Raw genomic sequence first — 21,487 nt, forward strand, 5'->3', positions numbered from 1 at the left:
AACCGGGGGCGGGCCCTCAGGTGACGCTGTGCGCCGGCCGGGTCAGCGGCGGGCGACGCCCTCGGCGCGCGCGGCGGCGGCGACCGCGACGGTGACCGCCGGGGCGACACGCTCGTCGAACGGCGACGGGATGACGTAGTCGGCGGCGAGCTGATCGCCGACGACGTCCGCCAGCGCGTTCGCGGCGGCGATCTTCATGCCCTCGGTGATCCGGGAGGCCCGGACCTGGAGGGCGCCCGCGAAGATGCCGGGGAAGGCGAGGACGTTGTTGATCTGGTTCGGGTAGTCCGAACGGCCGGTCGCCACGACGGCCGCGTACTTGTGCGCGACGTCGGGGTGGACCTCGGGGTTCGGGTTGGCCATGGCGAAGACGAAGGCGTCCGGCGCCATCGAGGCCACCGCCGCCTCCGGCACCGTGCCGCCGGAGACGCCGATGAAGACGTCCGCACCGGCCAGCGCGGCCTCCAGCGAACCGGTGAGGCCCGCCTTGTTGGTGAGCTCCGCGAGCTCCCGCTTCACCGGGGTCAGGTCGTCACGGTCCAGGCTGACGATGCCCTTGCGGTCCGCGACGGCCACGTCGCCGAGCCCGGCCTCCAGCAGGAACTTCGCGATGGCGACCCCGGCCGCCCCGGCGCCGGAGATGACTCCGCGCAGGTCGCCGAGGGTGCGGCCGGTCAGCTTCGCCGCGTTGCGGAGTGCGGCGAGGGTGACCACGGCCGTGCCGTGCTGGTCGTCGTGGAAGACCGGGATGTCGAGGCGCTCCTGGAGCTTGCGCTCGATCTCGAAGCACCGCGGGGCCGAGATGTCCTCGAGGTTCACCCCGCCGAACGAGGGAGCGAGGCGGACGACGGTCTCCACGATCTCGTCGGCGTCGGTGGTGGCGAGCGCGATCGGCACCGCGTCCACGCCACCGAACTGCTTGAAGAGGATGGCCTTCCCCTCCATGACCGGAAGCGATGCCTCCGGGCCGATGTCGCCCAGTCCGAGAACCGCCGTTCCGTCGGTCACGACCGCGACGACCTGGGACTTCCAGGTGTAGTCGTGGACCAGCTCCGGCTGCTCGGCGATCGCGGTGCACACCTTGGCGACGCCGGGCGTGTACGCGAGGGACAGGTCGTCCTTGTCGCGCAGCGGCACCGTGGCCGAAATGGCCATCTTGCCGCCGCGGTGGAGCGCGAACGCCGGATCGAAGGGCTCCTCCGAAGCCCCGTCCGTACCGCTCTCGCTGCGAGGATTGACGATCTCCGCTGCCATTGGGTTGACCCCTTAAGTCTTCTTCGTCTGAGGGTGGCCCCTCCTGGTTAAGGAGGGGTAGGCGGAACCCGCGGCCGCCGTGTCTGGCAGCCGCGCGGGCGCGCCGCACAACGCGCCCTGAGCCCCGGATGAGGGGTGTAAGGATCCTTCTTACCGGACGAACAGCACCGCCGACGAGTCCATTCTGGCGCGGTGATGCGACTCATATGGACGCAGGGGCGCCCACTTGATATGCCGCACACCACTTGATTTCCGGACAAGTCCGACTACGCACCGGATCAGGTCGTTCGTGTCGTCCGTATGGCGAGACCTGCCGGAGATTTTCCGGCGGGAAAGAGGTATCCCTGAAGAAGGTCCGGCCCCGAAGGACCGGCCTGTCGGGATTCGGGGGTCACCCGTTACCCGATTTTGACATGAAGGGCAGCCTGTTTCTGGCAGTCCGAATGGCAAGATGCCGTAATCACACGAGGTCGCGACACTCGAAGGTGCGTGCGCGACCTATGGCAACTCCCTCACACGCCGGAGGATCCCGACCATGACCGCACGCTCCACGCGCCGCACGACCATCGCCAAGACCCGTACCTCCCGTCTTGCCGCGGTCGCCGCCATCGCGGTCGCCGGCTCCATGCTGCTGACCGCCTGTGGTGACCAGACCGACAGCGGGTCCACGCCCGAGGGCGGCACCAAGTCCGACGCGGCCTCCAACGCCCCGCTCTTCTCGAAACTGCCCGCGGACATCCAGAAGGCCGGCGTCATCAAGGTCGGTACGGACGCCACGTACGCCCCGATGGAGTTCACCGAGGGCGGCAAGATCGTCGGCGTCGACCCCGACATCGCCGAGGCACTCAGCAAGCAGCTCGGTGTGAAGCTCGAGTTCACCTCGGGCACCTTCGACGGCCTGATCACCTCGATCTACACCGGCCGCCAGGACCTGGTCATGTCCTCGATGACGGACAACAAGAAGCGTCAGGAGGGCCTGGACGACGACGGGAAGAAGATCGGCAAGGGCATCGACTTCGTCGACTACTTCAGCTCCGGCGTCTCCCTGCTGGTCAAGAAGGGCAACCCGCAGGGCATCAACTCGCTCGACGACCTGTGCGGCAAGACCGTCGCCGTCCAGCGGGGCACCATCTACGAGGACACCTTCAAGGCCCAGGCCACGAAGTGCGGCGACAAGAAGCTGACCATCCAGGCGTTCGACACCGACGCCGAGGCGCAGACTCGCGTCAAGGCCGGCGGTGCCGTGGCGGACCTGAACGACTACCCGGTGGCCGCGTACATCGCGAAGACCTCGGGTGGCGGTAACGACTTCGAGGTCGTCGGCAGCCAGAGCGACGTCGGCCTCTTCGGTATCGGGGTCGCCAAGGAGAACACCCAGCTGCGCGACGCCGTCAAGGAAGCGCTGGACGCGATCATCAAGGACGGCACCTACACCGAGGCCCTGAAGAAGTGGAACGTCGAGGGAAGTGCCGTCCAGTCGGCAACGATCAACGCCGGCAACTGACCTCCTCGCTCCACTGAAGGGCAGTCGTCATGACTGACAAGATCTCCAAGGACCCGGCCGACGCTCCGGGCTCCGCGCCCTCGGGCACCCCGTACGAGGCGATCAAGGCCATTCCGGTACGGCACTACGGCCGCTGGGTGAGCGCCGTCGTGGTCATCGTGCTCCTCGGCTGGCTGCTGTACGCCTTCTCCCAGGGCAACATCATCTGGGACACCGTGTGGGACAAGCTGTTCGCTCCGTCGGTCCTGAGCGGCCTGTGGAGCACGGTGGTCATCAGCGTCGCTTCGATGGCCCTCGGTCTGGTCCTCGGAATCCTCTTCGCCGTCATGCGGCTCTCGAAGAATCCCGTCACCGGCGCCGTGGCCTGGCTCTACATCTGGTTCTTCCGCGGCACGCCCGTGTACGTGCAGCTGCTGGTGTGGTTCAACCTGTCGCTGATCTTCCAGTACATCAACCTCGGGCCGATCTACAAGAACGAGACCGTCGACGTCATGACGCCGTTCATGGTCGCCCTCCTCGGCCTCGGCCTCAACGAGGGCGCCTACATGGCGGAGATCGTCCGCGCCGGCATCCAGTCGGTCGACGAGGGACAGACGGAGGCCGCGCACGCCCTCGGCATGTCCCAGACCAAGACCATGCGCCGGATCGTCCTGCCGCAGGCCATGCGCGTCATCGTGCCCCCGACGGGCAATGAGTTCATCAACATGCTCAAGACCTCGTCCTTGGTCTCGGCAGTGCAGTACACCGAACTCCTTCGCGCCTCGTCGAACATCGGCAGCACGGCGGGCGCGGTCATGGAGATGCTGTTCGTCGCGTCCATCTGGTACCTGGCTCTGACCAGCGTCTTCAGCGTGGGCCAGTACTACCTGGAGCGCCGCTTCGCCCGCGGCTCCATTCGCACCCTGCCGCCCACGCCCTGGCAGCGGATCCGGTCAAACCTGACCATGTTCAAGCGTTCGGAGGTGTCGGGATGACCGGCGAGCCCATGGTCAAGGCGGAAGGCGTCCACAAGTCCTACGGGCCGGCGCACATCCTCCGCGGCATCGATCTGGAGGTCCAGAACGGTGAGGTGTTCTGCCTGGTCGGCCCGTCGGGCTCAGGCAAGTCGACCTTCCTGCGCTGCATCAACCACCTCGAGCGCATCGACGGCGGCCGCCTCTCGGTGGACGGCAACCTCGTCGGCTACCGCCAGAAGGGCGACAAGCTGTACGAGCTGAAGGACGGCGAGGTCGCGGCCCAGCGCCGGGACATCGGCATGGTCTTCCAGCGCTTCAACCTGTTCCCGCACATGACGGCTCTGGGCAACGTCATGGAGGCGCCGATCCAGGTCAAGGGCGACACTCGGGCGGTGGCGCGCGAGCGCGCCGAGCGCCTGCTCGACCGTGTCGGCCTGGGCGACAAGATGGGCAACTACCCCTCCCAGCTCTCCGGCGGCCAGCAGCAGCGCGTCGCCATCGCCCGTGCCCTGGCGATGGAGCCGAAGCTGATGCTGTTCGACGAGCCGACCTCGGCCCTCGACCCGGAGCTCGTGGGTGACGTCCTGGACGTCATGCGGGACCTCGCCGAGTCGGGCATGACCATGATCGTCGTCACCCACGAGATGGGCTTCGCCCGCGAGGTGGGCGACTCGCTGGTGTTCATGGACGGCGGTGTCGTGGTCGAGTCCGGGCACCCCCGGGAGGTCCTGGGGAACCCGCAGCACGACCGGACGAAGGCGTTCCTGTCCAAGGTGCTGTGACTTCTGCCGAAAACCCCCGGCACCTGTCAGGTGCCCGCCGCTCATGCGGCGGGCACCTGCCTGCTTTCCGGCTCACCTCCGGGAACGGGCACCGAGCCCGCACGCACGGGCGCGGCGGTACCGAGGCGCCGGAGACGTCGGCCCGCGCGGCCGGCGGCGGCTCCCGAACAGGGCCGCCACCGTCTTCTCGGGTCTACCTGACCGCGAGGACCATCGTGTCCGACGGCGAGGCCCAGACCGGCCGCGCCTCGGCGAAGCCGGACGCGCGCAGGATCTCCGCGTGGCGGCGCGAGGAGGGCATGTCGCCGTCCGCGTGCTCGCCGTAGATCTCGAAACGACGGGCGGTGGGCTCGGCGAGCACCGGGTCCTGCGCGGCCACGGCCCACCAGTCTGCCCAGTCCAGGGCTCCGGCCGCCTTGGCGCGGTCCATGGCGGCGTGCCGGTGGGCGCGCTCGGCGGCGTTGATCCGGGGAGTGGTCTCGTCGATCATGTGGTCGGCGTTCATGAAGACACCGCCGTCACGGACCAGTCCGGCGAGCTGCGCGTAGAGCGTGGTGAGCGGGCCGGTGTGGAGCCAGTGGAGTGCGGTGGCGGTGAGCACGGCGTCGTACACGGTGTAAGGAAGCCCCGCCGCCCATTCCGGGTCCTTGAGATCGGCGGTCACGAAGGTGACGCGCCCGTCGCCGGCGAAGTAGCCCTTGGCGATGGCGAGAAGCGCGGGGTCGAGGTCCACCCCGACGCTCGTCGCTTTCGGGAACCGCCTGAGCAGCCGGTCCGTGATACTCCCCGTACCGCAGGCCAGGTCGAGGATGCGGGGCTCCGGCCCCACCACGGCCTCGACCATGTCGAGCATCACGCGGAACCTCTCCTCCCGGTCCGGCATGTACCACTCCTGCTGCCGGTCCCAGCTCCGCTGCCAGGCCGCCCAGTCGGTTCCGGTCGCCGCGTCCGTCATCGCCGTCCCTCACCCTCGTTGTAATACCCTTCAAGGGGAAACAGCCGTTACCCCTCGCGCTCACGACCCTAGACCGCCTGAGTAAGGACTACAAGTGGAACTGGCCTATTACTCGGACTACGCCGTGCGTCTGGTCAACACGGAGGAGCCCGCCCGCAACAAGGACTCCCTGACATCGGTCGAGGCGATCCGCGAGCTCTTCGGCTCGGCCTCCCAGATGGCCCGGCGGGCCACGGACGCCGACGTGACACGGCTCCGCTCGGTTCGCACCCGGCTGCGGGCGGTCTTCACCGCGGCCGACGAGGGCGACCACACCCACGCAGTGGACCTGCTGAACTCCCTGCTCCTGGAGTTCCCGGTCAGCCCGCAGATCTCCGGGCACGACTACCTCGACGAGGAGGGGCACCCGCGCTGGCACATGCATCTCGCGGACCACCCCTCGAACGCGACCGCGGGGTACGCGGCCATCGGGGCGATGGGCCTCGCCTTCCATCTGACGGAGTTCGGCGCCGACCGGCTGGGCCTGTGCCAGGCGCCGCCCTGCCGCAACGCCTACCTGGACACGTCGACGAACCGCTCGCGGCGCTACTGCTCGGACCGCTGCGCGACCCGCGCCAACGTGGCCGCCTACCGGGCGCGCAAGCGCCTGGAAGCCGAGGACGCCGAGCGTGCTGAGCGCACCGACCTCACCGGTCGCACCGAGGAGAAGAGCCAGGAGAACAGCACGGCCACCGAGCGCTGACGCCCCGGGGTCACGGGCCGGTAGCGCGCCCGCACCCGCCCGAGCACCAACTCGAAGGGGACGGCCCCGAAGACCCGGCTGTCGCCCTCGGTGTCCCGGTTGTCACCCAGCACCCACCAGCCGGCGGGCTGTCGCTCCACCAGACGCTTCACGACGAGCAGATCCTGCTGCAGCGGATGACGCAGCACGGCGACGTCCCCCGGCCGCAGCCGGGCACCGTAGCGCACCAGCAAGCGGTCGCCGTGGAGCAGCGTGGGCACCATGGACACCCCCGTCACCTCGGCGATCCCGAACAGGGCACCGGACTCCCGCTCCGCTCCCCGCCCCGACTCCGTCATCCGGTACCTCCCGGTCCGATCGTCCACGAGTCCCATGGTGACCCTGGACTTTTGTCCTAAGCCCCAGGGGGCGCTCGCGAAAACAGGCTTCTCACGGAGTAATGTCCCACCTGAGAAGACGATCACGAGGAAGGACAGCTCAATGCTCTCCCGCCTGTTTGCCCCCAAGGTGAAGGTCAGCGCCCACTGCGACCTCCCCTGCGGTGTCTACGACCCGGCCCAGGCCCGGATCGAGGCCGAGTCGGTCAAGGCCGTCCAGGAGAAGTACCAGGCCAACGAGGACGCGCACTTCCGCGCCCGCGCCACGGTCATCAAGGAGCAGCGCGCGGAGCTCGCCAAGCACCACATCTCGGTGCTGTGGAGCGACTACTTCAAGCCCCCGCACTTCGAGAAGTTCCCGGAGCTGCACCAGCTCATCAACGACACCCTGAAGGCCTTGTCGGCCGCCAAGGCGTCGACGGACCCGAAGACGGGCGAGAAGGCGCTGGAGCTCATCGCCGAGGTCGACCGCATCTTCTGGGAGACGAAGAAGGCATGATCTCCCTCTAAGCGGCCTGACCTGCACCTTCGCGGGTCACGCCGCTTAGCTGTCCGCACCCGGTCCGCAGTCCGCCGAGCACGGCGTCCACCACGGCCTGGGTGCGGTCTTGTTCCGGGCCGCAGGTACGCATGGAGCCGCAGCGGCGGACGGCGTCACGGGGACTCGTCGACGGGGAGGAAGTAGCGGAGCTTCTCCCGGGCCGTGGCGCCCAGGCGGTCGTAGAAGCGGATCGCGCCCTCGTTCCAGGCCGGGGTCTGCCACTGGATCTCGGTCAGGCCGAGTGTCCGGGCCTCCTCCCTCAGCGCGGCGACGAAGAGCGGGCCGAGGCCCATGCCGCGGTGTGCGGCGGAGAGGTAGAGGCAGTCCATGTGGAGGTACTCGGCGGCGTCCCAGGTGGAGAGCACCGGGGAGCAGGTGGCGTAGCCGGCCAGGGTGCCGTCGGGGAGTTCGGCGACCAGGCAGCGCAGGCGCGTGGGCCCGGGGCCGAACAAAAGGGGGGTGAGCCGGTCCGCGAGGCCGGGTGCGGGGGGCGCGGACTTCTCGTACGCGGCGTGCTCCGCCGCCAGTTCGGCCACGCGCTCCAGGTCTTCCGGGGTGGCGTGGCGGACACGTGGGGCGCTCAACGGACTTCTCCCTCGGTGACGTCGCCGGCCGAGGCCCTCACACGTCCCGCGGCCGTCCTGGTGCCGTGCGGGACCTGCCGCGCGAAGGCGTCCCGCTCGTGTCGCGCCCGCTCCGTCCCCGCCTCGCCGATCGTGCTGCCCGGGGCGTCGATCGCGCACGCCCGCACGAGGTGGCCGCCCGCATCCCGGGTCCCCCCGGCGGGTACGGTGCGGGCGAGATGCTCCCGCGACAGCTTCGTGAGCGTGGCCTCGTCCACCAGATCCGTCATGCGCTCATCATGCACGGCCCCACCGGCATGCCGTTCCGCCGGAGCCATTCCCGGTACGGCGCGGCCCGTAAGGCCGCCTCCTGGTAGGCCACCGCGAGGTCCTCGTACAGCGCGTCAAGCGGCACTCCGGCACGGGCGTACAGCAGCAGGCGGACGCCCAACGGGTCGTCGCGCAGCGGGCGGATCGCCATGTCCTCACGTGCGACGGAGGTCGGCTGACAGGGTGCCACGGCCTCGCCGAGGACGATCAGCGCGGCGGCGGTGTGATAGTCCCCGTGCAGCAGGGGCGGATCGATCCCGGCCTCGCTCAGGACGCGGCGCAGCCCGTCCCACTCGCCGTCCACCGTCGGATCGACCATCCAGCGGTCCTCGGCGAGTTCGGCCAGGTCCACGACGGGCCGGCGGGCGGCCGGGTGGTCCCGGGCCATCGAGACGAACTGCGGTTCACGGTCGACCAGGACCCTCGCCTGGAGGCCCTGGGGGACACGGAGCGGGCAGCCCTCGACCTCGTGGACGAAGGCCACGTCCAGGTGCCCGGCAGCGAGCGAGCGCAGCAGGGCGTTGGCGGAGACGTCCATGCGGAGGGCGATGTCCGCGCCGGGACGGCTCTGGCGCAGCCGGCGCAGCCAGCCGGGCAGCGCGCGGCTGGCGGTGGAGCCCACCCGCAGGCAGCGGCCGTCGCCGCCGGATGCCGCGGCCCTGGTCTCGGTGATCAGTGTGGCCATCTGGTCGATCAGTGGCCGGGCCCTGCTGAGGACGGCGTGGCCGAGTGGGGTGGGGCGGCAGCCGGTGCGGCCGCGCGCGAACAGCTCGGCGCCCAGGGCGTTCTCGATCCGACGCAGCTGGGTCGTCACCGAGGGCTGGGTCATGCCCAGGTACCGCGCCGCCTTGTGCACACTGCCCGTGTCCGCGATGGCGCAGAGCACGCGCAGATGCCTCACCTCCAGTTCCATACATCGAGCGTAGGACGGCCCTGTGGGTCGCACCAGATACTCATGTCGCCCCAATTCCCCTCCATTCGCAGAGAGTTGGGCACAGGTTTTCGTGAAGGTGATGTGTTCGCGCTATCCCCTGCTGGCATCATCCGCTCACCCCCGGGCTCCCTCCAGACTCTCCTCAACCCCACAGGAGGAGCCCCCCATGACACACCCCAAGGTCCTCAAGTCCGCCCTGGCCGCCACCGTCGGCCTCGGTCTCGCCCTCGCGCTCGGAGTCGCCCCCACCGCCTCCGCCGCCTCCGCCGCGCCGACGTCCGGCTACACCGCCTACGCCGGCTCCCAGGCGGAGGCCAAGGCGAACAAGGCCTTCTACGAGGCCGTCATGAAGTCGGTGGCGGAGAAGCGGGCCGCCAACCCGGGCGTGGCCGCCGTCACCGTCGTCTACTCGGCCTCCTACGCCCCGTCGTTCCGTACCCAGATCGCCCAGAGCACCCAGATATGGAACAGCTCGGTGAGCAACGTGCGGCTGGTGGAGGGCAGCAACCCCGACTTCCGCTACTACGAGGGCAACGACTCCCGCGGTTCGTACGCCAGCACCGACGGCCACGGGCGCGGCTACATCTTCCTCGACTACCGTCAGAACCAGCAGTACAACTCCACTCGCGTCACCGCCCATGAGACCGGGCACGTCCTCGGCCTGCCGGACCACTACAGCGGCCCGTGCAGCGAGCTGATGTCCGGTGGCGGTCCGGGCACCTCCTGCACGAACGCCTGGCCCAACACGCAGGAGCGGTCGCGCGTGAACCAGCTGTGGCGCTACGGGATCACCTCGGCCTTCAAGACCTCCTGATCCCCGCATCACCCCACCACGAGCCGGGGGCCGTCGACAGCAGCGACCGCTGTCGGCGGCCCCCGGCGTTTCCCGTCGGGCCGGTCAGGGGCCAGGTCAGGGGCCGGTCACCGAGGCGTCCGGCCCGGCCGACGGGGCACACCGCGGGCGTCCGCGCCCCCGCGCGAGGTACGGGGAAGGGCACGGGCGGCGCGGCGGGGACGGGCAGCGCGGCGAGGGCCGTCACGGGTACGGGACGGAGTCGGCCCTCCGGGCCGGATGCCCCGAAGAAAGCCTCGCTGGGGGCGAACATCCTTGGATGTGGCGGGAGTTGGGTGTTTCCTGGCGGAGCGGGCCGTACCGGCACGCTCACCGCACCCCGATCCCGGAGGCGTCCGATGGCCGCTCGACCCGAGAAGTCCCTGTACGAGGCGGTGGGCGGCGCCGACGCCCTGCGCCGGCTCTCCGGCACCTTCTACGAGGCGGTGCTCGCCGACCCGCTCCTCGCGCCGGTGTTCGCCGGCTTCACCCCGGCCCATGTCGACCACGTCGCCGTCTGGCTGGCGGAAGTCTTCTCCGGGCCCGCGGGCTTCACGGCGAGACTCGGCGGGCACCAGGCCCTGCTGCGGGCCCATCTGGGGCTCGCCATCAGCGAGGAGCAGCGACTGCGCTGGATGGAACTGATGACCGCGGCCGTGGAGAAGGAGCTGCCGGACGACGCGCCGCTGCGTCGCCGGGTGGTGGCGTACTTCGACTGGGGCACCCGGATCGCCAAGGACGTGTCGGCCTCGGAGCCGGGCACCGATCTGGGTGAACCGGGTCCCACCCCGCGCTGGGGGTGGGACGGCCTGGTCTGACGGGCCCGGCGGGCGGGCACGCGAAGACGGTCCGCCACTGCCGCCGGTGCCGGCAGCGGCGGACGGCGGGAAGGGGCGGAGCGGGCCCGAGGTCGCGGGCCTGAGTGGTCCGGCCCACAGCGGTCGACTCGGAGACTGTCGGCCGAAGCCCCACCCGACAGGCTCTCAGGCGGTCGGGAGGAGACGCCGGGCGAACGCGGCCCCGGCCGGGAGCTGTCGCCTGACGCGGTCGAGGGCCTCGTCGAAGTCACCCCCGGCGATGCCCGAAGCGAAGGCGGCGCCGCCGTAGTGGAGCGTCAGACTCAGGTCGGCGCGCTCCCCGAGCGTCAACAGGCAGCTGAGGGTGGCCTGTTGGGTGACACCGTCAGCGAGGACGGGGAGCGGCAGATCCCACTCCAGGACACAGCCGGCGAGGACTTCGCCTGCCTCGCCGTCCGCGCCGGTCACGCGCAGGGCGTCGAAGGACGCGCCCGCGTACTCGTTCCCCCTGATGCGGGTGGACACCCGGCGGCCGTCCGCCGTGATGACGATCGCTTCCGCGCCGCTGCGGTCCCGGTACCAGCCGGTCCAGACTTCCGTCGACTCCGATGACATGCGCGGACTGTAGCGGTATGACCGGCTCCGCCGCGCGGCCGGTCACCCTGTGGCCGGACTTCTCCCGGTCTCGCCGTTCTTGCCGGTCACGTGCGTGGTAGTGGCTTCCGCACCCCCAGGCTCGCCGGCCTCGGGCCCGGGGGCGGCGGGGTTCTCGGTCACGGCGCGACCGTCACGCCCGGCTGTGGCGCCCTCGTAGAGCTCGCAGTCGGGATTCTGGCACGGCCGCGCCCCCCAGATCGGCACCCAGGCCCCGAGGACCTTGTGGCGTCTGGCGACGACACCGAGGGTGCTGCCACAGGCCGGGCAGACCACCGCGGCCTGCGGGTCGTGGGTGGTGCGACGCGCTTCGCTGCCCATACCTCCCAGGGTAGGACGCCCGCCGTGTCACCGCTTCCTGGTGTACGTGCGGACCAGCACCCCGTTGTCGAAGGTGAGCACCTCGCCGAGCGTGAAGTCACGGAGCGCGAAGCCGGCACCGAACATCGGCATACCGGAACCGTAGACCTGCGGGTAGGTCTTGATCACCAGTTCGTCGATCTCGTCGACGAGGGCACCGGCGATCGTGGAGCCGCCGCAGAGCCAGATCCCCAGCGGACCGTCCTCGGCCTTGAGGGCGCGGACGCGGCCGACCAGGTCCTCGGCGATCAGTTCGACGTTCGGGTCGGGCGACCCGGCCGGGGTACGGGTCGCGACGAACTCGCGCAGATGGGCGTACGGGCTGGTGACGCCGACGTCCAGGGCCAGTCGGTAGGAGTTCATGCCCTGCACGACGGTGTCGAAGTGCCGGTGGGGGGCGTCCACGCCGAGCGCGTCCCGCAGATGCGAGGGGATCGTCTCCGGGTACGCGCCGGCCATCCACGCCAGGTAGGGCTCGTCCGTGAACGCGTAGAGGGATGAGGCGTCGCCCCCGGGGTCGCCGATGAATCCGTCGATGGTGCAGGCGATGTAGTACGTGAGCTTGCGCAAACCGGTCCTCGATTCTTCTCCCGGGCATGGCCACCGTCGCAACCACGACCGATATAGTGCTTCAGGTGTAGTGGTTGCGCAAGCCCTATCGTCGACGGGCGCGAACGACACGGATGGAGAGCGAAGTGGCGAGAAACCCGGAGCGCCGTGCGGCACTGCTCGACGCGGCGATCGAGGTGCTGGCGGACGAAGGAGCCCGGGGGCTGACCTTCCGGGCGGTCGACGCCCGTGCCGGCGTCCCGACGGGCACCGCGTCCAACTACTTCACCGACCGGGACCGGTTGCTCGCCGAGGTCAGCGAGCGGATCTTCGTCCGGCTGGCCCCCGAGCCGGACACCCTGGACACCGACCGCTGGCCCCCGCCCAGCCGGGAACTGGTCCTGGAGCTCATGCGCGCGCTCACCCGGAGGCTCACGGCCGAGCGCAGCTGCTATCTGGGGCTCGTCGAACTCCGCCTGGAAGCCACTCGCCGCCCCGGACTGCGCGCCCGGCTCACCGAGGTGCTGCGCGGCGATCTCGACGAGAACATCCGGCTCCACCTCGCCGCCGGCATGCCCGGCGACGCGGACACGGTGCTGCTGCTCTACTTCGCCCTCACCGGACTGCTCGTCGACCACCTCACCGTGCCCGGCCTCCACGACGCAAGGGAGCTGGACTCCCTCGTCGAGACCGTGGTCGACCGCGTCCTCCCGCCGGCCTGACCCCGCGGCCCCGCGGGTCCCGGCCCCCCCACGACCTTTCCGGGGCCCCCGTCCTCGGCCCCCGGCCCGTTCGAGACCCCGGCCACCTCCCGACGCCGGCGCGAGCGCCCGGCCCCGGTCGGACCTCTCAGAGCCTGTCGGGCGGCCTTCGGCCGACGGGCGGACGCGGTCTGGTGCGCGCGATTCCAAGGCGCCGGGATGCCGCTGTAGCGGAGCCACCGGGGCATCCCGGCAACGCCGGCAGCGCGCGTGCCAGGGTGTGAACACCCGGCCAGAGGCCAACCGCCAGGCTCTCAGCTCAGCGGGTGCGGCGGGTCACGAACTCCGCGAGGGACAGCAGATCCCCCGCGGCCGTCAGGTCCGGCACCGCCAGGGAGAGTTGGTGCACGGCCCTGGCCATCCGGTCGGCCGCCTCGGCCTGTGCCCAGTCGCGGCCGCCCGCCCGCTCGACCGCGTCCGCCGCCGCCCGGACGGCGGACGCGTCGAGCACCGGACGGCGGTACAGCGTGGCCAGCTCCTCGCCCGCCGCCGTACCCGAGGCGAGCGCCGCCACCACCGGCAAGGACTTCTTGTGGGCGACGAGGTCGGCGCCCGCCGGTTTGCCGGTCCGGTCGGGATCACCCCAGATCCCGATCAGATCGTCGATCAGCTGGAAGGCGAGACCCGCCTCCCGGCCGAACGCGTCCATCGCGGCGACCTCCTCCTCCCCGGCGCCCGCGTACAGCGCGCCCACCGCGCACGCACAGCCCAGCAGGGCGCCCGTCTTGGCGGTGGCCATGGCGAGGCACTCCTCCAGGGACACCTCGTGCGGAGCCCGCTCCTCGAAGGCGCAGTCGGCCTGCTGGCCCGCGCAGATCTCGATCACGCAGGCGGCGAGCCGGGCCGAGGAGGCGGCGGCCCGGGGATCACCCTCCTCGGCGAGCAGTCGGAGGGACAGCGCGAGCATCGCGTCGCCCGCGAGCAGGGCGTCCGGGATGCCGAACACCGTCCAGGCGGTGGGCCGGTGCCGACGGATCGGGTCCTCGTCGAGGATGTCGTCGTGGAGCAGCGTGAAGTTGTGCACCAGTTCCACCGCGGCGGCGGCACGCACCGCGGGGGCCGTCTCGCCGCCGAGCGCGCGCGTCGCGGCGAGGACGAGAGCGGGCCGGATGGCCTTGCCGGCCGGGCCCGCGGCCGGTGAGCCGTCGGCCTGCTCCCAGCCGAAGTGGTACATCGCCACCCGGCGGACGGAAAGGGGCAGCGACTCGACGGTCGATCGCAGCTGGGGGTTGACGACGGTGCGTGTCTGGTCGAGCAGTGCCACGGCGCCCAGGCCGTCGGTCGCGGCACCCGCGCTGGTCATGGTCACGGTCACCTCATGGTTCGTGGGGCTCGGTGCCCGGGGGAGCCGGCGGTGCGGACGGGCCGCGGCGGGGGCCGGTTCGGGGCCCCCGCCGCCACCCGGACCGGTCAGCGCCAGCGACTGACCTCGACGTTCTCCAGCACGCCCAGCGCGTCCGGGACGAGCACGGCCGCCGAGTAGTAGGCGGTGACGAGATAGGAGATGATCGCCTGCTCGTCGATGCCCATGAAGCGCACGGACAGGCTCGGCTCGATCTCGTCCGGGAGGCCGGTCTGGTGGAGGCCGATCACTCCCTGGTCGGCCTCGCCGGTACGCATGCAGATGATCGAGGTGGTGCGGGCGTCCGAGACGGGGATCTTGTTGCACGGGAAGATGGGCACACCCCGCCAGGCGGGAATCCGGTTGCCGTTGAAGTCGATGGACTCGGGCACCAGTCCGCGCTTGTTGCACTCGCGCCCGAAGGCGGCGATGGCCCGCGGGTGGGCGAGGAACATCTTGGAGCCGCGGCGCCGCGAGAGCAGCTCGTCCATGTCGTCCGGGCTGGGCACCCCGTCGTGAGGCTGCAGCCGCTGCCCGTAGTCACAGTTCGCCAGGAGGCCGAACTCGCGGTTGTTGACCAGCTCGTGTTCCTGGCGCTCGCGCAGCGCCTCGACCGTGAGGCGCAACTGCTGCTCGGTCTGGTTCATCGGCTGGTTGTACAGGTCGGCGACCCTGCTGTGGACCTTCAGCACGGTCTGGGCGACGGAGAGCTCGTACTCGCGCGGCGCGGCGTCGTAGTCGACGTAGGTGTGCGGGACGACCGCCTCGCCGACGTGTCCGGCCGAGAGGTCGATCTCCGCCTCGCCGTACTTGTTGGTGCGCTGGTGGGGCAGCGCGGCCACGCTCTCGAGGTGCGCGGCGAGGGAGCCGGCCCGCTCGGCGAGGTTGCGCACGTCGTCGCGGGTGAGTTCGAGGACGGTGCAGGCGGTGGCCGCCCGGCTGGTCCACGCCCACGTGGCGTCCGCGCAGGTGAGCGCGTCGTCGCCGAAGTACGCCCCGTCGGCGAGCACGCCGATGACCGCCTCGTCGCCGTACGGGCCCTCGCCGAGCTGCTCGACCTTGCCATGGGCCAGGAGATAGACCCGGTCGGCCGGCTCGCCCGCCGTGGCGATCACCTCGCCCGGCGCGAACTCGCGCTGCCGGCAGCGCTGCGCCAGCTCCGTGAGCGCGTGCTCGTCCTCGTATCCGCGCAGGGCGGGAAGTTCGCCGAGTTCGGCGGGGATCACCGTGACTCGCTCACCGGTCTGGACGAAGGTGACACGGCCGTCACCCACGCTGTAGCTGAGCCTCCGGTTCACCCGGTAGGTACCGCCCTGGACCTGCACCCACGGCAGCATCCGCAGCAGCCACCGTGAGGTGATCTCCTGCATCTGCGGCGCCGACTTGGTGGTGGTCGCCAGGTTCCGGGCGGCGGCGGTACCGAGACTCTGCTGCGGACCTGCCTGTTCCGCGCGGACCTCGTCGCCAACCGAACCAACGGACATGGAACTCCCTCTCGATATGACTGGACTGCGAGAGGAAGCCTTTCAGCACGGAGAGTGCGTCCGCCATTACACAAATGAGTGGGAGTAGATCGCCCGCGCCTGGGCATGTCGCTCGATCTCCACTCGAACAGCCCACACCCCTCGGCTATCCGGCGCCATGGCCTGATCGGCTCGCACAAGCCCCGAACAGCGGTCCGGGCATCGGGACACTCCTCTTCCCGAGCGGTTTCCGTCTCTCTTCCGTTCCGCCTATTCGAAGGAGTCGGTCGTGTCCTCACCCATGTCCGCGAGCAGGTTCCTCGGCGCATTGCGCGGCGAGGGCCTTTCGGTCGTACAGGTCGGCAACTGGCCTGTGCACAACCGCAATCACAAGGGCCCGTGGGGGCCCGTCCACGGTGTGATGATCCATCACACCGTCACCAAGGGCACCGCGAGCACCGTCCGTATCTGCCGCGACGGCTACGCCTCCCTGCCCGGCCCGCTCTGCCACGGCGTGATCGCCAAGGACGGCCGGGTCCATCTGGTCGGCTACGGCCGCGCCAACCACGCGGGGCGGGGCGACGACGACGTCCTGCGGGCGGTCATCGCCGAGCACCGCCTCCCGCCAGACGACGAGGCGACCACGGACGGCAACCGGCACTTCTACGGATTCGAGTGCGAGAACCTCGGCGACGGCAGGGACCCGTGGCCGAAGGCGCAGCTGGACGCCATCGCGAAGGCCGCGGCGGCGGTGTGCCGGGTGCACGGCTGGACGCACCGTTCGGTGATCGGCCATCTGGAGTGGCAGCCGGGGAAGATCGACCCGCGCGGCTTCACCATGGCCTCGATGCGGGGCCGGATCGCCGAGCAGCTACGCGGCCGGCCCTGAGGTCCCCGGACCGGCGGACCGCACTCGCGACGGCCACCGGGCCGGTGCCGCGCGGCGGGCCCGTGCGCGCGCCTCGGCCGGGCGCGGCACCACGATCCCGTCGCGCGGCACCACGATCCCGTCGCGGGCCCCGCCGGACGGGCGCGAGGGCGGGCCCCCTCCGCCCCCGGGGTCCGCGGCGGACTCCGGACGCCGTCGGGCGTCCGGACACCGTCCGGGGCCTCGTCGAGCGGTACGGCGGGCCCCGGACGGCGCTCCCCGGCATGCCTCTCCCGGGCGCGCAGGTCCCCGCCCCGTGCGCGTCGCGTGGCCGGTCGTCCGAACCCACCCCCGTGCGCCGGGCTACGGCCGCCCCCGACAATGGGCGAGTGAACGCGTTCGACCTCGCCCGCCTGCGGCCCCGGCTCCCGTCCCCCCTGGAGACGGTCGAGGACGAGCGCATGACCCGGCGGGGTCTGCGGCTGCTGCTCAAGCGCGACGACCTGATCCATCCGGAGCTGCCGGGCAACAAGTGGCGCAAGCTCGCCCTCAACCTGCGGGCGGCGGACGGTCGCCCGATGCTGACCTTCGGCGGCGCGTACTCCCACCACCTGCGGGCCACCGCCGCCGCGGGCCGACTGCTCGGCTTCGAGACGATCGGGGTCGTCCGTGGCGACGAACTCGCGCACCGGCCTCTGAACCCCTCGTTGCGCCGGTGCGCGCAGGACGGCATGCGGCTGGTGTTCGTCGACCGCGCGGCGTACCGCGCGAAGGGTGACCCGGAGGTCCTGGCGGGACTGCTCGGCTCCTGCCCGCCCGGGACGTACGTGGTCCCCGAGGGCGGCAGCAACGCGCTCGCGGTCCGGGGATGCGTGGATCTGGGCCGTGAACTGTCCGGCGCGGCGGACGTCGTCGCCGTCGCCTGCGGCACGGGCGGCACCCTCGCGGGCCTGGCGGCCGGCCTCGGGGGCGGCGGGCGGGCGCTGGGAGTGCCGGTCCTCAAGGGCGGCTTCCTGGGCGCGGAGGTCCGGACGCTGCAGTCGGCGGCCTTCGGCGGCCCGCGGGGCGACTGGAGCCTCGACGAGCGGTTCCACGGCGGGGGCTACGCCCGTTCGACCGCCGCCCTGGACGCGTTCGCACGGGACTTCGAAGCGCGGCATGAACTCGCCATCGAGCGGTTGTATGTAGCCAAAATGCTCTTCGGGCTGTTCACCCTCGCGCAGGAGGGCGCGTTCGCCCCCGGGACCACGCTCGCGGCGGTGATCACGGGCGGGCCGACTGACCCGCCCGGTCAGAGGCGTCCGGCAGGCTCTCAGCCCGCGTCCTCGCGGTAGGCCGCGGCCTCCTCCAGGTCCAGCCGCCGCAGCAGGGTGCGCAGCATCTCGTCGTCGATCCGGCGTTCGTCGCGGAGCCGGACGAAGACCTCGCGCTCGGCGTCGATCATCTCGCCCGCCAGCCGGCGATAGGTGTCGTCGGCCGTCTCGCCGGTGACCTCGTCGACCGCGCCGAGCCGCTCCCACACCGCGTTGCGGCGCCGCTCCAGGACGGTGCGCAGCCGGTCCGCCAGCGGCGGCGGCAGGGTGTTGCGCTCGTCGTCCAGGAGGTCCCGCAGGCGCTCCTCCGCCGCCCGGGACGCCTCGCTCTGCGCCTGCGCCTCGGCGAGGGTCTCGGCGTACCTGTCGCGTCCGGGCAGTTTCAGCAGGCGGATCAGCGGCGGGAGCGTCAGGCCCTGCACCACCAGGGTGCCGATCACGGTGGTGAAGGTGAGGAAGAGCACCAGGTTGCGCGCCGGGAACTCCACGCCGTCCGTGACCACCGGGATCGAGAAGGCGATGGCGAGGGAGACCACGCCCCGCATGCCGGCCCAGCCCACGATCAGCGGTGCCCGCCAGTCGACGCCGGGCTCCCGCCGCCGGACGCGGCCCGACAGGCGGCGCGGGACGAAGGTCGCGGGGTAGACCCAGACGAAGCGGACCACCACCACGGCCACGAAGACCCCCACCGCGTACCAGACGGCCTCGGCCATCGCGTACTGCCCGAGGCCCTGGACGACGTACGGGAGCTGGAGTCCGATCAGCGCGAACACGGACGACTCCAGGATGAAGGCCACCATCTTCCACACCGCCTCCTCCTGGAGCCGGGTCGCGAAGTCGACCTGCCAGTTCCGGTGCCCGAGGAAGAGGCCGACGACGACCACGGCGAGCACCCCGGAGGCGCCGACCGCCTCGGCGGCCGCGTAGGCGGCGAAGGGGATCAGCAGGGAGAGGGTGTTCTGGAGCAGGGCCTCGCCCAGGTGACGGCGGAGCCAGTGGATGGGGACCATGAGCACCACGCCGACGCCGATCCCGCCGGCCGCGGCGAGCGTGAACTCCCCGATCCCGCCGGCCCAGCTCACCCCCTCCCCGACCGCGGCGGCGAGCGCGACCTTGTACGCGGTGATGGCGGTGGCGTCGTTCACCAGGGATTCCCCCTGGAGGATCGTGGTGATCCGGTGCGGCAGGCCGAGTCTGCGGGCGATCGCCGTGGCCGCGACGGCGTCCGGCGGGGCGACCACCGCGCCGAGCACCAGGGCCGCGGTCAGCGGCAGGTCGGGGACGAGCAGGTGGGCGAGCCAGCCGACCGCGACCGTCGCGAAGAGGACGTAGCCGACCGAGAGCAGCGCGACGGGCCGGATGTTGGCCCGCAGGTCCAGGTAGGAGGACTCCACGGCGGCCGTGTAGAGGAGCGGCGGCAGGATCAGCGGCAGCACGATGTGCGGGTCGAGGGTGTAGTCGGGGACACCGGGGACGTACGAGGCCGCCAGCCCGGCCGCGACGAGGAGCAGCGGCGCCGGCACCGGTGTCCTGCGGGCCGCGCCCGCCACCGCGGCGCTCGCCGCGACCAGTCCCACCAGTTGCAGCGCGTCCATGACAGGTCCCCGTCTCGTTCCACCACGTAGCCTGGCCATCATGACCGAGTGCCCGCACCTCGCAGCAACGCCACGGCCCGAACCCGCGCCGCTCACCGAGACCTGCCCGGACTGTCTGGCCGGAGGGACGCATCCGGTACAGCTACGGCTCTGCCTCACCTGCGGGCACGTGGGCTGTTGCGACTCCTCGGCGGGGCGGCACGCCACCGGCCACTTCTCGGCCACCGGCCACCCGGTGATGCGGACCTTCGAGCCGAACGAGCGCTGGCGCTGGTGCTTCGTGGACGGTTCGATCGTCTGACAGTTGGGTACGTCAACCCTCCGCGGCCAATCGACCGCCCGTCGCTCTTCATTGGGCCCCACAGCCCCCTAGCCACTGCGTGCGCTCATGGCCTTACCATGAGTGACAGGCGCGGGAAGGGGCGCCGCCGGGGCCCGCGGCGACATGGCGGCGTGGATCGCGGTAGCGTCACGGCGGACTGCGCAACCGACTGCGCACCGCCCGGTTCGGGGGCCTTCTCCCCCGGGCCCCGAACGAGCTTGTGCCACCTTGGAGGTGAGGGTGTCCCAGATCGCAGGCGAGCCCGGGACCCAGGACTTCGTGGAAGTCCGGCTGCCCGCTGCGGGTGCCTACCTGTCCGTGCTGCGTACGGCCACGGCCGGCCTCGCGGCGCGCTTGGACTTCACCCTCGACGAGATCGAGGACTTGCGGATCGCGGTCGACGAGGCCTGCGCGATCCTGCTCCAGCAGGCCGTACCGGGGTCCGTCCTCAGTTGCGTGTTCCGCTTGATCGACGATTCGCTCGACGTGACCGTCTCCGCCCCGACCACGGACGGGCGGGCACCGGAGCGGGACACCTTCGCGTGGACGGTGCTGTCCGCGCTGGCCGGGAAGGTCGAGTCGTCCGTGGCGGAGGACCGCACGGTCTCCATCAGCCTGTACAAACAGCGCGGCGCGGGGCCAGGCCCGGCGTGAGGAGCGGGGACGCGACGGCCGGCATCCCTGAACAGCAGGCGAGGCCGCATCCGGAGGTCGGGGTAGAGGTCGCTACGGAGCAGGCGGTCCACATGAGCGAGTACGAGCAGCACAACGCGGTTCCCGGTGTGGCCGATGCCACCGGGGAGGTGCCGGGCGCCGAGGGACCGGGGGCGGTGGCCGCCGGCGAGACCCCGGAGGTCCACGAGACGGCCGCCGACGAGGCCGAGCCGCGCGAGGCGCCGGATCCGCACGACCGGAGCGGGGCGCGCGCCCTCTTCGTCAAGCTGCGCGAGCTGCCGGAGGGCTCCCCCGAGAAGGCGGAGCTGCGCAACCGTCTGGTCCGGATGCACCTGCCGCTCGTGGAGCACCTGGCCCGGCGTTTCCGCAACCGCGGCGAGCCGCTCGACGACCTGACGCAGGTCGCCACGATCGGCCTGATCAAGTCGGTGGACCGCTTCGACCCTGAGCGCGGGGTGGAGTTCTCCACATACGCGACCCCGACGGTCGTGGGCGAGATCAAGCGCCATTTCCGTGACAAGGGCTGGGCGGTGCGGGTGCCGCGCCGCCTCCAGGAGCTGCGGCTCTCGCTGACGACGGCGACGGCGGAGCTGTCCCAGCAGCACGGCCGTTCACCGACCGTGCACGAGCTCGCGGAGCGGCTCGGGATCTCCGAGGAGGAGGTCCTGGAGGGGCTGGAGTCGGCGAACGCCTACTCGACCCTCTCCCTGGACGTCCCCGACACGGACGACGAGTCCCCCGCGGTGGCGGACACGCTGGGCGCGGAGGACGAGGCGCTGGAGGGCGTGGAGTACCGCGAGTCCCTGAAGCCGCTCCTGGAGGACCTCCCGCCGCGGGAGAAGCGGATCCTGCTGCTGCGCTTCTTCGGGAACATGACCCAGTCGCAGATCGCGCAGGAGGTCGGCATCTCGCAGATGCACGTCTCACGGCTGCTGGCCCGCACGCTGGCCCAGCTGCGGGAGAAGCTGCTCGTCGAGGAGTAGGGGTACGCAAGGGCCGCCCCGTCCCGGGGTGGCCG

The 21,487-nt window shown here is 71.3% G+C and carries 25 protein-coding genes; 13 read left to right on the forward strand and 12 right to left on the reverse strand.

Annotated elements, in window-relative coordinates; all coding sequences use genetic code 11:
- Window positions 1-42 precede the first annotated feature (42 nt).
- Complete coding sequence (locus tag OG393_RS09545) at window positions 43-1,254, reverse strand: NAD(P)-dependent malic enzyme (RefSeq protein ID WP_327374214.1); 1,212 nt, start codon at window positions 1,252-1,254, stop codon at window positions 43-45.
- A 535-nt stretch (window positions 1,255-1,789) separates the two neighbouring features.
- Between OG393_RS09545 and OG393_RS09550 the strand changes: the two genes are divergently transcribed.
- From OG393_RS09550 to OG393_RS09560, 3 genes are read left to right on the forward strand one after another with little or no spacing between them, the layout of a single operon-like run.
- Window positions 1,790-2,758, forward strand: coding sequence for an ABC transporter substrate-binding protein (locus OG393_RS09550; protein WP_327374215.1), 969 nt, complete (start codon window positions 1,790-1,792; stop codon window positions 2,756-2,758).
- A gap of 29 nt (window positions 2,759-2,787) precedes the next feature.
- On the forward strand, window positions 2,788-3,732 hold the full coding sequence (locus OG393_RS09555) for an amino acid ABC transporter permease (protein ID WP_327374216.1): 945 nt from the start codon (window positions 2,788-2,790) through the stop codon (window positions 3,730-3,732).
- Window positions 3,729-4,496, forward strand: a complete 768-nt coding sequence (locus OG393_RS09560) for an amino acid ABC transporter ATP-binding protein (RefSeq protein ID WP_327374217.1) — start codon at window positions 3,729-3,731, stop codon at window positions 4,494-4,496. The genes OG393_RS09555 and OG393_RS09560 overlap by 4 nt, the downstream gene beginning before the upstream one ends.
- A gap of 193 nt (window positions 4,497-4,689) precedes the next feature.
- Here the strand turns inward: OG393_RS09560 and OG393_RS09565 are convergent, their stop codons facing one another.
- On the reverse strand, window positions 4,690-5,451 hold the full coding sequence (locus OG393_RS09565) for a class I SAM-dependent methyltransferase (RefSeq protein ID WP_327374218.1): 762 nt from the start codon (window positions 5,449-5,451) through the stop codon (window positions 4,690-4,692).
- 94 nt (window positions 5,452-5,545) lie between these two features.
- Here OG393_RS09565 and OG393_RS09570 point away from each other — a divergent pair, with 94 nt between their 5' ends.
- On the forward strand, window positions 5,546-6,193 hold the full coding sequence (locus OG393_RS09570) for a CGNR zinc finger domain-containing protein (RefSeq protein WP_327374219.1): 648 nt from the start codon (window positions 5,546-5,548) through the stop codon (window positions 6,191-6,193).
- Here the strand turns inward: OG393_RS09570 and sodX are convergent.
- A complete protein-coding gene (gene sodX, locus OG393_RS09575; protein ID WP_327378369.1) occupies window positions 6,079-6,531 on the reverse strand; it encodes a nickel-type superoxide dismutase maturation protease in 453 nt (150 codons plus the stop codon). The genes OG393_RS09570 and sodX overlap by 115 nt on opposite strands.
- Window positions 6,532-6,673: 142 nt before the next feature.
- Between sodX and sodN the strand changes: the two genes are divergently transcribed.
- A complete protein-coding gene (gene sodN, locus OG393_RS09580; protein ID WP_327374220.1) occupies window positions 6,674-7,069 on the forward strand; it encodes a superoxide dismutase, Ni in 396 nt (131 codons plus the stop codon).
- A 155-nt stretch (window positions 7,070-7,224) separates the two neighbouring features.
- On the opposite strand, the gene OG393_RS09585 is transcribed toward sodN, so the two are convergent.
- The 3 genes from OG393_RS09585 to OG393_RS09595 are packed head-to-tail and all read right to left on the reverse strand — an operon-like array spanning window position 7,225 to window position 8,917.
- Window positions 7,225-7,695 (reverse strand): GNAT family N-acetyltransferase, encoded by a 471-nt coding sequence (locus OG393_RS09585; protein WP_327374222.1) that lies wholly within the window; start codon window positions 7,693-7,695, stop codon window positions 7,225-7,227.
- Window positions 7,692-7,964: a hypothetical protein gene (locus OG393_RS09590; protein ID WP_327374223.1), complete on the reverse strand. Its 273-nt coding sequence runs from the start codon at window positions 7,962-7,964 to the stop codon at window positions 7,692-7,694. Before OG393_RS09590 ends, OG393_RS09585 begins: the two co-directional genes overlap by 4 nt.
- Window positions 7,961-8,917: a LysR family transcriptional regulator gene (locus tag OG393_RS09595; protein WP_327374224.1), complete on the reverse strand. Its 957-nt coding sequence runs from the start codon at window positions 8,915-8,917 to the stop codon at window positions 7,961-7,963. The genes OG393_RS09590 and OG393_RS09595 overlap by 4 nt, the downstream gene beginning before the upstream one ends.
- Before the next feature lie 187 nt (window positions 8,918-9,104).
- Here OG393_RS09595 and snpA point away from each other — a divergent pair, with 187 nt between their 5' ends.
- Both snpA and OG393_RS09605 read left to right on the forward strand, forming a co-directional pair.
- The gene (gene snpA, locus OG393_RS09600) at window positions 9,105-9,752 is read left to right on the forward strand and encodes a snapalysin (protein WP_327374225.1); all 648 of its coding nucleotides are present in this window, start codon (window positions 9,105-9,107) and stop codon (window positions 9,750-9,752) included.
- Between the two features lie 377 nt (window positions 9,753-10,129).
- Window positions 10,130-10,588 carry a group II truncated hemoglobin gene (locus OG393_RS09605; RefSeq protein ID WP_327374226.1) on the forward strand — a complete coding sequence of 153 codons (459 nt, stop codon included), beginning with the start codon at window positions 10,130-10,132 and terminating at the stop codon, window positions 10,586-10,588.
- A gap of 165 nt (window positions 10,589-10,753) precedes the next feature.
- On the opposite strand, the gene OG393_RS09610 is transcribed toward OG393_RS09605, so the two are convergent.
- From OG393_RS09610 to OG393_RS09620, 3 genes are read right to left on the reverse strand one after another with little or no spacing between them, the layout of a single operon-like run.
- Window positions 10,754-11,182: a DUF6304 family protein gene (locus tag OG393_RS09610; protein WP_327374227.1), complete on the reverse strand. Its 429-nt coding sequence runs from the start codon at window positions 11,180-11,182 to the stop codon at window positions 10,754-10,756.
- Between the two features lie 42 nt (window positions 11,183-11,224).
- The gene (locus OG393_RS09615) at window positions 11,225-11,542 is read right to left on the reverse strand and encodes a hypothetical protein (protein WP_327374228.1); all 318 of its coding nucleotides are present in this window, start codon (window positions 11,540-11,542) and stop codon (window positions 11,225-11,227) included.
- A gap of 27 nt (window positions 11,543-11,569) precedes the next feature.
- A complete protein-coding gene (locus OG393_RS09620; protein WP_327374229.1) occupies window positions 11,570-12,151 on the reverse strand; it encodes a dihydrofolate reductase family protein in 582 nt (193 codons plus the stop codon).
- A gap of 125 nt (window positions 12,152-12,276) precedes the next feature.
- Here OG393_RS09620 and OG393_RS09625 point away from each other — a divergent pair, with 125 nt between their 5' ends.
- Window positions 12,277-12,852 carry a TetR/AcrR family transcriptional regulator gene (locus tag OG393_RS09625; RefSeq protein ID WP_327374231.1) on the forward strand — a complete coding sequence of 192 codons (576 nt, stop codon included), beginning with the start codon at window positions 12,277-12,279 and terminating at the stop codon, window positions 12,850-12,852.
- A gap of 298 nt (window positions 12,853-13,150) precedes the next feature.
- Here the strand turns inward: OG393_RS09625 and OG393_RS09630 are convergent, their stop codons facing one another.
- A complete protein-coding gene (locus tag OG393_RS09630; protein ID WP_327378370.1) occupies window positions 13,151-14,194 on the reverse strand; it encodes a family 2 encapsulin nanocompartment cargo protein polyprenyl transferase in 1,044 nt (347 codons plus the stop codon).
- A 107-nt stretch (window positions 14,195-14,301) separates the two neighbouring features.
- On the reverse strand, window positions 14,302-15,717 hold the full coding sequence (locus OG393_RS09635; protein ID WP_327374232.1) for a family 2B encapsulin nanocompartment shell protein: 1,416 nt from the start codon (window positions 15,715-15,717) through the stop codon (window positions 14,302-14,304).
- A gap of 268 nt (window positions 15,718-15,985) precedes the next feature.
- Here OG393_RS09635 and OG393_RS09640 point away from each other — a divergent pair, with 268 nt between their 5' ends.
- Both OG393_RS09640 and OG393_RS09645 read left to right on the forward strand, forming a co-directional pair.
- Complete coding sequence (locus tag OG393_RS09640; RefSeq protein WP_327374233.1) at window positions 15,986-16,585, forward strand: N-acetylmuramoyl-L-alanine amidase; 600 nt, start codon at window positions 15,986-15,988, stop codon at window positions 16,583-16,585.
- Window positions 16,586-16,953: 368 nt separating this feature from the next.
- On the forward strand, window positions 16,954-17,898 hold the full coding sequence (locus OG393_RS09645) for a 1-aminocyclopropane-1-carboxylate deaminase/D-cysteine desulfhydrase (RefSeq protein WP_327374234.1): 945 nt from the start codon (window positions 16,954-16,956) through the stop codon (window positions 17,896-17,898).
- Here OG393_RS09645 and OG393_RS09650 read toward each other — a convergent pair.
- Window positions 17,877-19,472 carry a Na+/H+ antiporter gene (locus tag OG393_RS09650; RefSeq protein WP_327374235.1) on the reverse strand — a complete coding sequence of 532 codons (1,596 nt, stop codon included), beginning with the start codon at window positions 19,470-19,472 and terminating at the stop codon, window positions 17,877-17,879. The genes OG393_RS09645 and OG393_RS09650 overlap by 22 nt on opposite strands.
- A 40-nt stretch (window positions 19,473-19,512) precedes the next feature.
- On the opposite strand from OG393_RS09650, the gene OG393_RS09655 reads away from it, so the two are divergent.
- The 3 genes from OG393_RS09655 (at window position 19,513) to OG393_RS09665 (ending at window position 21,452) form a co-directional block, all read left to right on the forward strand.
- The gene (locus tag OG393_RS09655) at window positions 19,513-19,773 is read left to right on the forward strand and encodes a UBP-type zinc finger domain-containing protein (protein ID WP_327374236.1); all 261 of its coding nucleotides are present in this window, start codon (window positions 19,513-19,515) and stop codon (window positions 19,771-19,773) included.
- A 261-nt stretch (window positions 19,774-20,034) separates the two neighbouring features.
- Window positions 20,035-20,448: an anti-sigma regulatory factor gene (locus OG393_RS09660; RefSeq protein WP_123457481.1), complete on the forward strand. Its 414-nt coding sequence runs from the start codon at window positions 20,035-20,037 to the stop codon at window positions 20,446-20,448.
- Window positions 20,445-21,452 carry an RNA polymerase sigma factor SigF gene (locus OG393_RS09665; protein ID WP_442817282.1) on the forward strand — a complete coding sequence of 336 codons (1,008 nt, stop codon included), beginning with the start codon at window positions 20,445-20,447 and terminating at the stop codon, window positions 21,450-21,452. Before OG393_RS09660 ends, OG393_RS09665 begins: the two co-directional genes overlap by 4 nt.
- Window positions 21,453-21,487 lie beyond the last annotated feature (35 nt).

It is taken from the genome of Streptomyces sp. NBC_01216 (assembly GCF_035994945.1).
GTDB lineage: Bacteria > Actinomycetota > Actinomycetes > Streptomycetales > Streptomycetaceae > Streptomyces.